The organism is Micromonospora sp. Llam0, assembly GCF_003751085.1.
GTDB lineage: Bacteria > Actinomycetota > Actinomycetes > Mycobacteriales > Micromonosporaceae > Micromonospora_E.
In genome coordinates, this window is the sequence record NZ_RJJY01000001.1 from 5573438 (window position 1) to 5588196 (window position 14759).

General features: G+C 66.2%; 7 protein-coding genes and 2 tRNA genes. 5 read left to right on the forward strand and 4 right to left on the reverse strand.

Going from position 1 to position 14759, the window contains the following annotated elements; translation table 11 throughout:
- The first annotated feature begins 366 nt into the window (after positions 1 to 366).
- From EDC02_RS24350 to EDC02_RS24360, 3 genes are all read left to right on the forward strand, one after another.
- Positions 367 to 1665 carry a multidrug effflux MFS transporter gene (locus EDC02_RS24350; RefSeq protein ID WP_123603945.1) on the forward strand — a complete coding sequence of 433 codons (1299 nt, stop codon included), beginning with the start codon at positions 367 to 369 and terminating at the stop codon, positions 1663 to 1665.
- Between the two features lie 86 nt (positions 1666 to 1751).
- Positions 1752 to 1842 (forward strand) — tRNA-Ser (locus EDC02_RS24355).
- A gap of 35 nt (positions 1843 to 1877) precedes the next feature.
- A tRNA-Arg gene (locus tag EDC02_RS24360) sits at positions 1878 to 1950 on the forward strand.
- 402 nt (positions 1951 to 2352) lie between these two features.
- On the opposite strand, the gene EDC02_RS40385 is transcribed toward EDC02_RS24360, so the two are convergent.
- Positions 2353 to 2559: a hypothetical protein gene (locus EDC02_RS40385; protein WP_158632282.1), complete on the reverse strand. Its 207-nt coding sequence runs from the start codon at positions 2557 to 2559 to the stop codon at positions 2353 to 2355.
- A 1704-nt stretch (positions 2560 to 4263) separates the two neighbouring features.
- Here EDC02_RS40385 and EDC02_RS39700 point away from each other — a divergent pair.
- Complete coding sequence (locus EDC02_RS39700; protein WP_148083592.1) at positions 4264 to 5478, forward strand: hypothetical protein; 1215 nt, start codon at positions 4264 to 4266, stop codon at positions 5476 to 5478.
- Between the two features lie 373 nt (positions 5479 to 5851).
- Here the strand turns inward: EDC02_RS39700 and EDC02_RS24370 are convergent, their stop codons facing one another.
- The 3 genes from EDC02_RS24370 to EDC02_RS24380 are packed head-to-tail and all read right to left on the reverse strand — an operon-like array spanning position 5852 to position 13117.
- Complete coding sequence (locus EDC02_RS24370) at positions 5852 to 8473, reverse strand: pPIWI_RE module domain-containing protein (RefSeq protein WP_123603946.1); 2622 nt, start codon at positions 8471 to 8473, stop codon at positions 5852 to 5854.
- A complete protein-coding gene (locus tag EDC02_RS24375) occupies positions 8457 to 11792 on the reverse strand; it encodes a hypothetical protein (protein WP_123603947.1) in 3336 nt (1111 codons plus the stop codon). Before EDC02_RS24375 ends, EDC02_RS24370 begins: the two co-directional genes overlap by 17 nt.
- Entirely contained in the window at positions 11789 to 13117 is a 1329-nt protein-coding gene (locus tag EDC02_RS24380) for a hypothetical protein (RefSeq protein WP_148083593.1), read from the reverse strand. The genes EDC02_RS24375 and EDC02_RS24380 overlap by 4 nt, the downstream gene beginning before the upstream one ends.
- A gap of 379 nt (positions 13118 to 13496) precedes the next feature.
- Here EDC02_RS24380 and EDC02_RS24385 point away from each other — a divergent pair, with 379 nt between their 5' ends.
- Positions 13497 to 14579: an ImmA/IrrE family metallo-endopeptidase gene (locus tag EDC02_RS24385; RefSeq protein ID WP_123603949.1), complete on the forward strand. Its 1083-nt coding sequence runs from the start codon at positions 13497 to 13499 to the stop codon at positions 14577 to 14579.
- Positions 14580 to 14759 lie beyond the last annotated feature (180 nt).

A 14759-nucleotide genomic window follows, 5' to 3' on the forward strand; every position in this document is an offset into this window, starting at 1 on the left:
AAGCGACCTGCCGTACGAAGATATGACGTACGCAATATACATTGTCGCCTGTCACCGTCGTCACGGTGATCAGGTGGACCCGGGTGACCGGGTGCACCCCGGGTGGGCCGGCGGGCCGGCTCCCGCCTCGGACACCGCCGGCATCGGCCCTGCACACGTGCGGTGGACCACATCCGGGCCGGCGAGCGCACCGTTCGCGCCGCTGTGACGCGCCACACCGTTCGCCGTAACGGGAATGGCAGACGCGACGGCTAGCTTGTGAGATTGGCTGCGCGCCTGCACAGCGGCAGCCCTGGCGTACCAGACGGGTCGCGACGACCCGCGCCCCACCGCGCGCCGACGACGCGCCCCCGCGGAAGAGGAACCATGACAGCGCTCGCCCAACGGCCCGGCGGGTCCGCACCAGTCACCGTCGTGGAGCCGACTCCCGGTGAGTTGCTCAGCTCATGGCAGCGGATCCGACTGATCCTGGTGCTCGGCACGCTCATCGCGGTCGGCCCGTTGACCATCGACATGTACCTGCCGGCACTACCGGCGATCAGCGACGACCTGCAGACCACCGCAGCCGGCGTCCAGTTGACGCTGACCGGCACCCTCGCCGGGCTGGCCATCGGCCAGTTGATCATCGGGCCGCTGTCGGACGTGTGGGGTCGACGCCGACCACTGCTGGTCGGCACCGCTCTGCACGTGCTCGCCTCGGTGCTGTGCGCCGTGGCGCCGAACATCGCCGTGCTCGGCACGCTGCGGATCGTCCAGGGCTTCGGAGCCGCCGCCGCGGCGGTGATCGCGATGGCCGTCGTCCGGGACATGTTCAGCGGGATCGCCTTCGCCCGCGTACTGTCCCGACTGCTGCTGGTCATGGGCGTCGCGCCGGTCCTCGCGCCGACCCTCGGCAGCGCGCTGCTCAACTGGACGCACTGGCGAGGGGTGTTCGCCGCGCTCGCGGTGCTGGGGCTCGCCCTGATCGCGGTGACCGCCCTCGGGCTGCCCGAGACGCTGCCGCCGCACCGCCGTCGTCCGGCCCGGGTGCTGGACACCCTCCGGGTGTACGGAAGCCTGTTCCGGGACCGGATCTTCGTCGGCCTGGTGCTCGTCGCCGGGTTCTCGATGGCGTCGCTGTTCGCGTACGTCGCGGGCTCGTCGTTCGTCCTGCAGGACCAGTACGGGCTCGACGAGCAGCAGTTCGGCATCGCCTTCGGGGCCGGCGCGGTCGGCATGATCACCGCCACCCAGCTCAACGTACGGCTGCTCCGCCGTTACTCACCGCAGCAGATCCTGCGGACCTCACTGATCGCCGGGCTGGTGTGCGGGCTGGTCCTGCTCGGCTTCGCGGCGACGAACGTCGGCGGGCTACCCGGCGTCCTGATCCCGCTGTGGGCGGTCCTCGCCGCAGCCGGGTTCGCCCTGCCGAACGCTCCCGCGCTGGCCCTGGCCGGCCATGGGGAAGCTGCCGGGACCGCGTCCGCGATGCTCGGGGCGGTGCAGTTCGGTGTCGGCGCGCTCGCCGCGCCGGTCGTCGGACTGCTCGGCACCGGCAGTATCGCGATGGCGACGGTGATCACGGGAGGTGTCCTGGCCGCGCTGATCGTGCTCCTGGTCGTCGTACGGCCCGGCCGCCTGCCCGTTCCCGACCGGACGACGCCGGCACCGGTCACGCCGCACTGACGTCGGCTGCGGCCCGGGGAGGCGCTTTGCCCCGAGAGCGGCGTGCCCTGTATCCTCGATCGGCGGTGGTCTGGAGCGGCCGCCGGGGAGACTTCGCCTAGTCTGGTCTATGGCGCCGCACTGCTAATGCGGTTGGGGTCTTAAAGCCCCTCCCGGGTTCGAATCCCGGAGTCTCCGCGCTTCGGCGAGGCGTGTATGCTTGCCAGGCACCTGCGCCCGTAGCTCAACGGATAGAGCATCTGACTACGGATCAGAAGGTTAGGGGTTCGAGTCCCTTCGGGCGCGCAAGATCATCAGGGGTCTGACCTGCCGAAACGGCAGTCGGATCCCTTCGCCTTTCCATCCCTTGTGGTCGGTTGGGTGCTCGGTGGGTGCTCGTACGACGAGCATCCCTCACGTCCGGCCCGGTCCGGCGGCGACCCGTCCTGTCCCGATGGGTTTTGATCATGGTTACCCGCGTCGGGCCGAAAATCCAGATAGTGGGACGTGCTTCCGTGGGCGAGGTTGTGTTTGCCGAAAAGTACATCCGTGCTGGTCAGAGGCTATTCCGGCAGTCGGGGCGATCATGTCTGCCCCTGGTGTCGGTGTCCCCCGAGTCCTCGTTGTTGGTGGCTGCGCGAGGATGTTGACTCATGCTGCTGCGCCTGGCGTATCTGGGTCACGAACGCGTTCGCGTTGCTGCGGCTGCTACCGGGCAGCGACCGCGACAAGGACACCGAGATCCTCGTCCTGCGGCAACAGCTCGCGGTATTGCAGCGCCAGCTCGGCGGGCAGCGGGCCCGGTTCGAACCGGCTGATCGGGCGTGGCTGGCCGCGCTGCTCAGCACGCTGTCCAGGCCTGCGTTGCAGAATCTGCGGCTGCTGGTGCGCCCGGAAACGGTGTTGCGCTGGCATCGTGACCTGTACGCCCGCCGCCACGCAAACAGGTCCCGACCCCGGCGTCGGGGCCGACCACCCACTGTCCGCTCGATCCGCACGCTGGTGCTGCGCCTCGTGGCGGAGAACCCTTCCTGTGTCCGGGACCGCCCGCCGGGACGCCGTTGCTCGCCTGCCACAGCGCGTTGTCGGATGTGGTGGTTGTGGTCCGCGCGGAGAACACGGCTACTGCGAGGGCGTTTGCCTGCGTTGATGTCCTGGATGTGTTTGGCCAGGCGTTGAGGATTCCTGCCGGACCGTCCGTGGGTGGGTGTCAACGCCGCGCTTGGCGTCCGCACACCTTCCAACAGGCCGTCGAATCGCTACGGGGCGGCCGGAGCGCGCGTGCTACTGGAACCCGGTGAATGAGAGCCGCGTCCTCGTAGCGCGGCGATGAGGTGATCGACCGATGGTCCTGCCGCACCGCGCAGGTGTTCCTGGAACGGACGGTGGCTTCCGACAGCCGCCGCGCTACGTGGCTTGACATGGCTGCGGCGGCACGGACGTCGGCCACGGCGGCGCGCAGACGCACACCAAACCTGCACCATCGGCTCCACAGGCAGCTCCGCCCCTGCCGCTCGCGTCGTTGTCGGATCCGCCGCTGCTGTCGTCTCATTCTCGGGCACCCAGGCAGGGTGCGGCCAGAACCGCAGATCCCACCACCGGCCGGACCGAACCTGTGGACAACGGTCACGTTATCCACAGGTCGAGCCCGAGCGTTGCGATCAGGAAGACGCGGTCGACTGCCCGCGCAAAGACCGACCCGCTGCCAGCTGGCTGCCGCTACTGCCGGCGTACCGGCACAAGCGCAGAGTCAAGTGCGGCTGGCAGTGCAAACCGCGCACCGGGTTCGGTCTCATCAGGCGAGCGGACACCTCAACGGACCACGCGGCACCCTATTCCGCCAGCGGCTTTAGGCTGGCGACGTTGCGTGACGGACGCTCCTGAACCAGCCGCATCTCCGGCTCCTGGTCATGCCGAGATGAGTACGTCCTACGGGGAGCACTGCCATCGCCACTACTGACTTTCACGTAGCTCTCGCTGGCGAACCGTGCGGCCGCGTTAATCATCAAATCTCGGACGCCGCTAGGGGCGCGCAAGGCTAACCCGAAGCAACCTATTGACCAAGCGACGCCACGACTCTCTGGAGGCATCCTTGGCCCTGAGGTCGGGCTTCCCAGATACCGTATTTCCAAGACTCCCGCATCAGACTTATGGGTACGCACGAAACTGCCTTAAGTCAGATGTCTATCCGGGTTGATTCTAATTGGCAAGAGCGAGGTTTGGTAACTTATCTCTCGAACGGCCTTCGGCTCAAGTCGTATGCCAGGAAGGACCCCTCTGCCCAAGGCGGCGGATTTTCGTGATCTGAAGTCCTTCATCTGGCATCTTCTTGGAAACGAAACGAATAAACTTTACGTCATGTGGATCTAATAGTTGGCTTAGCTAGGTCGTGTCGGGCGTCGCTTATGTGAGCGGTTGTGGTCGCGTTTTTCCTGCGGCGCCTGGATGTGGCATTGGCGCGAGGTTTGGACTCTGCGGGACAGGGAACACTGGGCGCATCTTCAGCCGAGATAATGTCAACCGAACAGACGAAATTTTCCGGGGGAATGTCAGGTGGACAAAGCATCGCATCGCACCAAGTCGAAAGAAGGTGAAGCCCCGCGTGGTAGCGGAGGCATCGTGCGCCGCGAACTGTTCGAAGTGCTGGTGATGGCCTTGACTTTGCTTATCACGGCGGCCGCACTTGGCTGGCTTGGTGTGGAAAACCTTGCAACCGCATTAACCTATGCAGGTTGGCTGACGGGCGCGCTACTTATTCTCGCGGCAGCCTTTCTCCTGCTCGCCACTTTTGCTATATGGGACTATCTTAGGCTCAGGAAGTTTGCTAGGGCTGAACTTTTCGTTCTACTAGGCTGCGTCGTTGCGCTGATTGCAAACACATCGCTCTTCGTCATCGCAATTAAGAGATTTGGTGGCGGACTGGCTTCTTTTCTTTGGGGAGCACTTGCAATCGTATCAGCTTGGGCTGCCTGGAAGGTCTACCGACACTGCATCCAAGTTCCCGTACCACAGAAGGTCGGGTTCGCTGTGGCGGTCGCGACTATCATAACCTTGGCGAACTTTGGATATTCTCGAATATTCGAGCCATCGGCTGCTTCTCCCAGGGTCCAAGTTATGGCGGAATTTGGAGACCCAACCAGACTGGCAACCGGTGGCGCTCGGATGCCCGTGAGTCTGTCTGTTGAGAACGCCGGCGAAGTGGACGTCCACGTTTTTGGTGCAGTCTATTCCGTTCTGGGAAGGAAGGCATCCCTGACTCCAAGAGGAATCGACCAAAACCAGGCACACGACTCGCTAAAGAAAGCCTTGGAGGGGCGCGACGAGTTCTCCTCTCAGGTGACAATTAATGGGTACGAGTTGGTTCAAGCGGATCTCTGGGTTCCCTTCAATTCGTTGCTGGTGAGGGGCACTAAGATAAAGGTGGAGAAGGTTGTCTGGATATCCGCAGAGGCTGACTTTGACGAAGTTGCCCTTTTGGCCGAGGCGTTCATAGCACGAAAAGACCGAATGATCATTGAGGATTCGGATCAAGGACCTCGCCTTTCAGAGGCGAGCGCCGGGCTGCCAGAGTGGGTTTCTGGTGGCAAAGAATATCCGTACAGGGTTAATCGTGTGCGCATCATCGAAGGTGACGCGGTGGCGCGGTTGTCATCTGAGAGTCGCTATCTCACTATGTGGTGGGTGCTGCGCAGTCCGGACCCTTACCTAGAGGTGAATATTGCGAGCAAAGAAACAGATTCTCGACCGAGCGGTTCAGTTCTTCATGATTTGCGCAAAAGATACGGTTTCTTCAATATAAGTACGGAGTGGACCGAGAAGGCTATGCCTGAATGACGGGCCGGACGAGTACTGGTTCGAGTGCGAGGTCTGCGAGGGCACGGGGGCCGCAAACGTCCCAGACGGACTCGATGAGTCTCTCAGCGTCAGCGCCGAGTCCCGGCTGCGGAGGCACCGGAGCATGCCAACTGGGCGGGCGGCGATGACCGCAGGGGCAGCACCAAGATGCCTCGCGCGGTGGGGACGGATGCTGCACCTGCAGGAGGCGGCCGGCCTGCGAACCAAGGTGTTGGGCGGGCCCGCGCCGGTCCATGCTCCATCGCCACCACCTTAGGCTTAGCCGGACGCGCCAGCGTCGTAAATGCTGCAGCGACTGATGGCCATCGAGTTGCCCGTCCGGTGCGGTCGACCGCTAGCCAGCCGCTTCCCGTCACAAGTATTCGGCTGCGAGCTTGCACAAGTGTATGGGCGCCGGATGTAGCGTGGCCTGTTCGGTGTGCAGGTAGCTGCGTCGCAGCAGTTGGGTGAGGTCGGCGAACGCGTCCGGCGTATCGGTGGCTTGCAGGAAGACGGGAAGGATCTCGAGCGGGGTTTCGTTGGATGCCCGGAAGCGGTGGTTGGCGAGCACGTCGGGGTCGATCTTGGTTGCGGTGAGGGGGGTCTGCATCTGTTCGGCGCGGGGGTTGATCGAGTAGTAGACGTGGTCGTCGAAGGTGTAGAGGCCGTCACCGCGCGGGCTGTGCGTGTCGTAGTCGGGTGGGAATCCCAGTGCCACCTCCTGGGTTGTGTTCCGGTCTCGGACGCGGATGATCCTCAGGCCTGGGCATTGCTGGGGTGTGAGGAACGGCGGGGGTGGCTGGTCGTCGTCGAAGGTGTGCCCAGGGAGCACGAGCCTGTTGCCGGCGATGTTCTTGTCCTGGATCCAGTTCCATCCCCATTTGCGGAACCCGTATGCTTTGACGAAGACGGCGCGGTCGTGCTCGTCGATGACGGAGGTTTCGTCGACACCGAGGACGTTGGAGAGAAACCGCGATAGGATCGCCTGCTGGTGTTTTCCTGCCGGTATGCGTCCTTTTCCGGCGGCCAGGGCTTGGGGCAGGTCGCTGTAGGGCATGGGCGGCACGGGCGTGTCGCTGGTCGTGGCGAGGTGGGCGGTGGGCTCGCCTTCGGGGGGCATGCGTACGACGAGCGGCACGCACGCGCCGTCGAGGTGGTGTAGCCATACCCCGACCAGTTCCGTGCCGGCCAGCGCCTCGTCCAATTGTGGGCGGCCGAGACGGCCGAGTTGGCGCAGGGCGTCGAGGACGGATGCGGAGGCGCGGTGGATGGTGCCCTTGGTGAAGATCGTGCCGGGGTACGGGGTGGGAGTCTTCTTCGGATTCGCTGGAGGGTTGGTCGGCGGCTTGAACCTGATGGCGGGTTTCATGCACTGTAGCCGCCGTCCGCTGCGGGCGAATGCCTTCTTCAAGGCGGGCTTGGGGTCGATGGTGCGGGTGCGGGCGAAGTGGTCGGGGCCGTGGAGTTCGAAGATCGCTGCGACGCGCTGGCTCGCGGGGCCGATCTGGTTCTGTACGTGGTTGGCGTGACTGCCTCGGAGGGTGGCGACTGAGCGGTCCTTGCCGGGGCGTTCGATGCCGGCCCCTAGGGCGCCGACCTCGCGTAGGTGGACGGTGAGGTTGAGGTCTCCGGTGAAGCGGATGGTGGCGGGGTCAGCGGGGTCTGGGTGGGGTTCGAGTCCCTGGTGCAGTTGCAGGGCGGCGAGTATGGCCTGGCGGGTGTCGTCGGACTGCGTCCACAGTTCCAGGGCGTAGGCTTCGGCGGTGTCGTGGGTGGGCGTGATGTGCCTGGCGGGTCGCGTTCCGACGCGTCGGGCTTCGGGCAACGGCTGGATCCCCAGCGGCTGAAGGATATTCGCGAGCTGTTCACGGACGTGCATGTGATCGGCGGGGACGAAGCCGGTTTTGGCTCCGTGTCGCAGCGACCGTGCCTTGCGCTTACCGTCCTCGTCGGGCTTGAACTGATCCAGAACGTCGAAGTCTTCTGCGTCGCTCTTGGTGCCTTCGGAGTAGAGGATGTAGGCGTGGATCCTGCCTTCCTCGTGGGCGGCCCGGGGGTCAGCGAACACCTTTTCCGGCGATGGAAATGTTAGGTGGGTAAGACGTCCCAGCGTGCTGGCCAGTCCGGGGGTCCACTGCCAGGTCTTTTGGCCTCCATTGACGTACCGGTGCTGCGCCTTGGCGGCCAGCAGCGTATGCGCTCCGCGTTCGTCGAGGAATCCGTCGGGGGCATGCAGCAGGATGGTGGCACCGGCGGGACCGTCGCCGCGTTGGGGGATGTAGGCCACGGGCTGCAAGGGAAAGCGGCTGCTGGTCAGGTCCGCGTGGATGCTGGGCAGCCCTCGGTGGGGAATCGTCTCGACGTGAAATTCGATCTTGGCTGTGGCCAGGCCGCCGCCGGTCTGGGGAACCTTGGAGAAGGGCAGCAGCACGAGGCTGCGGTGGTTGTTTGGGCTGGGTGGGCCGAGTAGTGACTCGCGTGGCTTGCCGACCAGGTGGAGCCCGTGCTCGCGTACGTACTGGGCTAGGAGGGTGGGGAGCAGGTCGTACATGTACTCCGACGGGGCTGCCGTGCCGTTGGGACGCTGGGCGTGGCCGAAGGCATTGATTGGAGTGTCGTCGAACCGCAGGTCGGCCGGATCGAAGGCGTCCCACCAGTCGGTGGTGCTGTCGGGGGCGACGGCAGTGCTGGCCCAGGCTCCGATGGCGACGGTGAGGATGGCGGGGTCGACATCGGTGAATGCCACGATGAACCGGTCGTCGGCGAGGTCCCAGTTGACGTGGATGACGGCGGGGTCGATGCCGAGGAGAAGGCCGACGAGGCTGCGGGTGGGCAGTGAGAAGCCGGGCTTGATCTCCGGCCTGGCGTGGTACTCCCGGGTTAGCAAATCCAGCCACGGTTTCGGAAAACTGGCGACCTTGCAGTGGACGTCCCAGCGGGCGTCGGGGGCGAGCGTGAATGCGGTCAGCTGCATCCGGTCACTGATCTTGGCCACGTGGCTGCTTCCTTCGGGATCCGAGTGGCTGGCTGGTCTGTACGAGGTGGCACATCAGTTCCCACACGGCTACGTTGACGGCGTGTCGATGGTGTTCCTCGGCGGCGGCGGTGGCCTTTGGTGGGCTCAGGAGGCGGGTCAGGAACGCGTCGGTGGCTACGACGAGGCTGGTGCGTTTGGTGTCGGGCGCATCGTCGTCGGTCGACAGCCGTTCGGCGAACGCGGCGTCGCACAGCCATACGGTGGTGCGTTGGTTGCCGCGGATCGTGCGTCCGATCGTCTGGCTCATGGGGACGAGGTTGTTGGCCACGAACGCCGGCCGGTAGTCCTCGTCGAGGGTCCGGAAGACCACCGGGTGGCCGATGAGGTCGTACCACAGGTCGCGTGCGGCGTAGCGCATCTGCCGGGTGTAGGCGCCGACGTCGCCGGGTAGGGCTTCGAAGGGATGCTGCAGGTGCCGCATTGCCATCTGGTTGACCAGGGACAGCGGGAATCCGAGGTCGAACGGCGGCGGGTGGGACCGTGTGAGGTAGATGACGGCACCGAGGGCGGCGGTGTCGCTGGCGTTGAGGATGTTGTAGCCGCGTTGGATGGACATCTCGGCGGCGACGAGGATGTCGTCGTCGCTGTGTCCGAAGCGGGCGATCAGCCGGCGTTGGATGCCGCCGTCCTGGGGGCCGGAGGCGTCGGGGACCACGTACCGCGCCGACAGGGCCGTCTTGTGGTTGATGTGCTCGGCGACCAGTCGCGCGTCACGGCCCGAGAGGGTGACCAGCAGGATCTGCCGCCGGTCGTCGGGCAGGGTGGCCCGGAGGTCGTCGATGCGGCTGCGGTGGCGGCCGGGGGTGACGTCGAACAGGTAGGAGACTATCTGACGTAGTGCGTCGGCCCTGGCTGGCCCGGCGCGGCCGGACACGAAGATCGGGTCGTTGGCCGGGGTTCGACCGGGCTGGACCAGCATGCTCGAGGTCCGCAGTGCCTTCCGGTCGTGTTCCTGCTGGCGGAGTACGAGGCTGGGGGTCTGCGGGATGTGGTAGAACGACGATCCGGGGATCCAGCTTGTGGCCGAAGTGATGATCACATGCGGGCCGGCGACTCCCTCGCATTCCAGCAGGTCGTGGGCGTGGTGTAGCAGCCATCGACCGACGCCGTGGACCCACACGATCTGCAGTGAGGCGCCGCCGCTGCGGCTGGCCGCCCACCTCAGCGCGAGCAGGTTGCCGATCGGGGCTTCGGGTACCAGCGGCCGGTAGTCGCGCGGGGGTTGGGCGAGCATGAACATCTCGTCGTCGGGCAGGCGCAGCGGCTCGCGCACCGACGGGTAGAGCCCAACCATGCGGAAGAAGGTCATGGTGATGCGGCCGGACCAGATCGCCGCCTCGATGACCAGGTGCAGCAGGTCGCGGTCGAGGTCGATGCGCTGCCGGCTGGTGTGCTGGGGGGACAGGCTCGCGTTGATCCAGGAGTCGATCGTTTCCCGGACGAGGTCGTCGTCGCGGGGCAGTCTGGTCATGTGCTCGATGGCCGCTTCGAGGTCGTGGCCATGGCGGACCAGCGGCTGTTCGGCGAGCGCCTGCAGTTGGCGTTCATAGAAGGCTTCAGCCGCGTCCTCAGCCGCCTTGTCGCCGTCGGCGTACGTCGCTAGCCCGTGCAGCGTGCGGGCCACCTGGCGAAACAGCGAGTGGGCGGTGAACGTCGTGTCGCCCAGCAGCGTCTGCAGGGCCTGGCCGGAGTCGGCCAGCGCGAGTTGGTTGAGGCTGAACACGGCCTGTTGGTGGATGAGCAGCAGCCGGTGCCACTCCTGGACTGAGCGGTGGACCACCGCCGCCATCTCGCCGTTGGCCAGTCCCTGGTTGGTGCAGTCCACCATCCGGTGGGTCCAGCCGCTGTCGCTGGAAACCAGTTGTTCGGTCTGGACGAACTTCTGGTCGAAGACCTGCTGGACCGCGTCCGCCTCGTCGATGATCATGAGATCGATGTGGTGCTGGACCGCTTCGAGCCACCGCATGGACTCCGATGCGGGCTCCGCCCGGCTGGCCACGAGGCACTGCGGGGTGGTCACCCACACCTGGGCCGCGGCGATCTCGCGAAGTGCCTTCTGCGCCGGGCACACCGTCAACAGGGGGCAGTCGTGGATGCGGGTCTGCTTGGTGTCGACGGTTCGTAGCCGACTCCGGCAGGGAAACTCCTCGGGGCGCAGCGGAGTCCAAGTGGCCTGGTTGGTGACCCGCAGCGGTTCCAGCAGGCACGAGGCGTTGGCGTACTCGGCCGCCGGGTCCGGGGGGTATTGGCCGGAAGGGAACAGCTCGGCGGCTTGGTCGATGTGCGTCGTCCAGTATCGGCCGATGTGTTCTGACCTCGCGCTGCGGCCGATGAGGGGCACCGCGTCGATGCCGAGGTTTCGTAGGGCGGAGACCTTCTGGTAGACGTCGCCGACCGAGCCGACCACCAGGCAGATCCGGTCGCCGTGTTCGCGGACCCGGTTGACGGTCAGGAGGTCGGCCAGGGTCGTCTTGCCGGAGTTCATCAGCCCGACCCAGTGCTCCAGACCGTTGATGGTGAACTGCTGGGGCTGGTCCACCAGCCGGCCGGAAGCTGTGTCGACGACGCTGGGGCGCATCTCGGCGACCCACTTGGTGTAGTGCCCCTGGCGCAGGTCCGGCCGCTCGCGCAGTTGCTCGTCGACGGCGTGGGCGGTCGTGACGATGTCCTTGTCGACGTCGACCGTCCACGGCTGGCGGCTTCGGCCTGCGACGGTGGGCAGCGCAGCCAGCGGAGGCGCCGGCGGCAGGTGGTCGGGAAACTGCACGATCTCCCTGTGGTCGTCGACGTAGAAGGCGTACCGGCCGCCCGCTGGCGCCGGTGGGTGCTGGTCGCGTGCCGGGCGGTAGGCCAGTGGGTCGGCCATCGCCGCGGCGTAGAACCGGTCGCGCTCCGCGACGACCGACGTAGCCTTCGGCTCGAAGACCGTGCTGTCGTTGACGCGCCGGTTGGGGTCGTCGACGCGCTCGAACGCGCGGATGGCCGCTGGTAGCCCGACGTACTTGTTGAGGGTGCTGCGCCAGTAGGCGCGGCGGGCGGTGTCGCGCATGCGGTGGCGCACCCGCCGGATAGTCGCTACGAGGTCGTCCGCCACCGCGACGTAGCCCGACAAGATGGCCGGCAACGCGCCGATCGGTTCCCCCGGGAAACTGGCGGCCATGAATGCCAGGCCGAGTTCCGCCTGGCAGAACTCCGCACTGGTCAGGACGGTCTCGGGAAAACTTGCGGCCTCCAGCCGACCCTGGAGGTCCTCGCACCAGCTGGTGGTGTCCCTCACGCGGTCAACTCCTTGGCACGGACCTTTACCGAGTCGATCAGGACGTCTTCCCTGACGACGGTGACGCCGGCGCTTCCAGGCCGGCCATCCAGTTCGCTCTTCAGCTCCTTGAGGTACTGGCCCTGGTCGGCCCGGTGCTTCGGTATGGCCAGGAACCGCTTGTCACACGGGAAGCCCGCGGGCCATTCGAATCGCCGACCGAGCAGACGCGCGCTGAGCTGGTCTTTCGCGTCGACCGCCCAGACCTCGCAGACGCTGACCTCGCCGCGGCCGTCGCGACGTAGGAACTCGATGAGGATGTCGACCATGTCCAACCGGGGGTAGGCCACGACCTCGACGCGTCCGTCGAGGGTGGGGTCCTTGCTGAGCGTGTCCATGATCCGAACTTCGACCAGGCCGGGGTCGTGGATGAACCGGCGTGTCGCCCGGTGATGTTCGTAGAACCGGCGGATGGTCTTGACCGACTTGGGCTCCGGGATGCCGCCGGTGCAGCCCGGCGTGCCGCAGGGTTCGCCGCCGGCCACCGGGTTGCCGCAGCCCGGGCAGGTCAGATACCTGTACGTCCCGCTCGCGGGTGTACTGGTATAGGCGTGCTCGATCAGTCGGCGAACGTAGGTCTGTCCGCTGTTGTCGGCCTCCGGCAGCTGCTGCTCCAGACGGAACAGGTCGGCGTCGCTGAGCACCGGACGGTCGATCAGCAGCCGGCGCAGCGCCGCATAGACAACCTCCACCTGCTGGTCGTCGGTCCCGCCGTTGGCCGCCGCGGCGGCCCTGATCGCCTTGAAGACCTGGTTTTCCACCCATTCGGCCTCGACATCGGCGCTCGAGGCGAGACGGGCGGCCTGCTCCGCGAACATCGAGAGCTCGTCGCCGACCAGTAGCTCGTGCTGTAGGTCGCTGTCCGACAGCGCCAGATCCACATCCCAGGTAATCAATGGACGTGTGCACCACGCCATGAGCTCCAGGTCGCTGGCCGGTCCCTCGCCGCCCTGGCCGAGGCACCGCCACCACACCCGGCTGAAGCCTACGCGCCACGACGCCGGCAGCAGCCCCAGGTCGGCCGCCCCCGATCGTGGATGATTACGCGACCGGATCATCTGCGCCAGGCCGCCGCAGAGCATGGTGACGGTGAGGTAGTCGTCGGCCAGCGTGGGCGACGAGGATCTGGCCTTGGACGCGTCCGCGGTCATGTCAATGGGGTTCATCGAATCCTGCACTGTCGGGCCGAAGTAGGAAGCAGGGCAGAGCAGCAGCCGCCCTCCATGGGACTTCTGGTTTTTCGCCCTCAAGTGAGGGACAATATCGCGAAGAGTCGACGACCACAACGAGGACCCCCGATGGAGGATTTCGACTGTCGCGACCAGGCGGCACCCGCACTGGCTGGACCCCTGGACAGGAAGCCTCGCGCCCGCGGCAGGCTCGACCGGGGGTCGACGCCGCAGTGGTCCGGCCTGCCGGAGCGCCGGCGTCTGCGGGCAACCGGGCCAAATCAAGACGGACCCGAACCGCACCCTTTGGGCGAGCCCTTGCGTTCAGGCGGTCTCGGCCGGGTGTGAACCGACGCGGCCGTGGAACAGCCTCGGGCGTGTGGCCGACGCGCCGGTACCGTTGAAGGGGCGTGGGCTGCCGTGGCCGCAGCCTGGGGCGGCGGTGTCGTCGCCAGCCCAACGACGTCACACGGGGTAACTGATCAACAATGAGCCGATGCTGACACCGTCCCGCCTGAAGCTCGCCCGTCACCGACGGGGCTTGACGCGTGAGCAGCTGTCCAAGCTGGCCAGCATTACGACTCGCAGCCTGCTCGCCTACGAGAACGGGACGCAGCGCCCGTCCCCCGACAACCTCGACCGTCTGGCCGACGCACTCGACATGCCGACCGCCTTCCTGCAGGGCGGCGACGTTGACGAGATCCCCGTCGAAGCGATCAGCTTCCGCGCACTTAGCAAGATCACAGCCGGGAAGCGGGACATGGCCCGCAGCGCCGGCCGCATCGCACTCATGCTCGCCCAGTGGATCGACCAGCGGCGGGCGCTGCCGAGGCCGGACGTCCCCAACCTAGTCGGCGCTGACCCCGAAAAGGCCGCGGAGACACTCCGCAACCGGTGGGAACTGCCTGCGGGCGGCATCGACTGCATGATCAACCTTCTGGAAGGCCGTGGCGTACGCGTGTTCTGCGTCGCCATGGACTGCCACGAAGTCGACGCCTACTCCTTCGTCTGGAACGCGACGCCCTTCGTGTTCCTGAACACCACCAAGACCGCAGAGCGCACGCGCTTCGACGCCGCCCACGAACTCGGCCACCTTGTGCTTCACGCCGGCTCCCGACCCGCGCGCGGACCCCAGACCGAACGCGAAGCCGACCGCTTCGCCGGCGCACTCCTCATGCCCGGCGCCAGCATCTTGGCCTCCGGACTTCGAAACGCCAGCGCCCAGCACATCATCGCCTCCCGGAACCGGTGGCAAGTCTCGGCGATGGCCCTGGCGCATCGGCTCCACGAACTGTCGCTCCTGACCGACTGGGGATACCGAGCGGTGTGCATCGACCTCGCCCGCCTCGGCTACCGCAGCGGCGAGCCAGGGGGAATCGCACCAGAACACTCCCAAGTCGTAATGGACGCCCTTCAAACGACACGGCCAGACACGTCGCTCGTCGCTCAGGCCGCCCACGATCTACACCTCACGGTCGGAGAGCTCGAAAAGTACATTCGTGGACTCCTCCCGGAGGGCAGTTTCGCCACGCATCGACGGACACCACCCAGCCGCCCGACTCTGACGCTGCTGCCGTGAGGCAGGCCCCGATCGGGATATAGGAGGCGCCGGCGGCGCACTGGGCAACCGAAGGCGGCGAATCCTCACGACAGCTTGCATTGAAAAGAACCCAGCTCGCGTGAAAGCCCCGGCTGGCCGGGATCGGGGTGTATCTGCTGCACGGGCAGTTCCTGCCCGTCTCCCGCACCGCTTCGGGCC

Bases quoted from the DNA above. Each gene is read 5' to 3' on its own strand.
- EDC02_RS24350 (WP_123603945.1), top strand. From the start codon at position 367: ATGACAGCGCTCGCCCAACGGCCCGGCGGGTCCGCACCAGTCACCGTC.
- EDC02_RS40385 (WP_158632282.1), bottom strand. From the start codon at position 2,559: ATGCCAGCGCAACACCGTTTCCGGGCGCACCAGCAGCCGCAGATTCTG.
- EDC02_RS24385 (WP_123603949.1), top strand. From the start codon at position 13,497: ATGCTGACACCGTCCCGCCTGAAGCTCGCCCGTCACCGACGGGGCTTG.